Source organism: Cupriavidus sp. SIMBA_020, from assembly GCF_046535395.1.
Classification (GTDB): Bacteria; Pseudomonadota; Gammaproteobacteria; order Burkholderiales; family Burkholderiaceae; genus Cupriavidus; species Cupriavidus campinensis.
The window spans coordinates 1-483 of sequence record NZ_JAWRWU010000059.1 but is presented as its reverse complement, the minus strand read 5'-3'; the positions used below and the strand labels follow the sequence as shown (position 1 = coordinate 483).

General features: G+C 61.1%; 1 protein-coding gene. It reads right to left on the bottom strand.

The window, feature by feature from the left end; genetic code table 11:
• Positions 1 to 168: 168 nt before the first annotated feature.
• The coding region (locus SB751_RS28140) for a MerR family DNA-binding protein (RefSeq protein WP_410748802.1) at positions 169 to 483 on the bottom strand (315 nt) is incomplete at its 5' end.

Below are 483 nucleotides of genomic sequence, written 5' to 3'. Positions count from 1 at the left end.
GTGCCCACGCGTGCCATGGGCATGATGTCCGTCTGACGAGTGCGCTGAAACCGGCTGCTGAGGTGCCCCATCGTCTTCACGTTGACTGTTCATCTTGACGCTCCTTCGCTATCGGCACTGATTCGGTGTTATTCGAACCCGGGTGCGAGCCCCGGCCTCTGTCCTGAGTCAGTCGCAATGCGTTTGCCTGGCCAACTCCGCCAATATCGGGCAATCCGGGCGCGAGTCGCCCTTGCAGTGCTGGGCCAGATACTGGAGTGTGTCGCGCATTTCGACGAGTTCGCGGATACGCTCGTTCAGGTCGTCGATGTGCTGCGTCACGAGCTGCTTGACCTCGCTGCTGGGACGTTCGCGGTCTTCCCAGAGCTCCAGCAACGCCGAAATCTGCGTAGTCGAGAAGCCGAGATGTCGCGCCCGTCGCACGAAGCGGAGGACCTCGACATCCTTGGCCGTGTAGACCCGATAGTTCGATGCCGTTCTCGT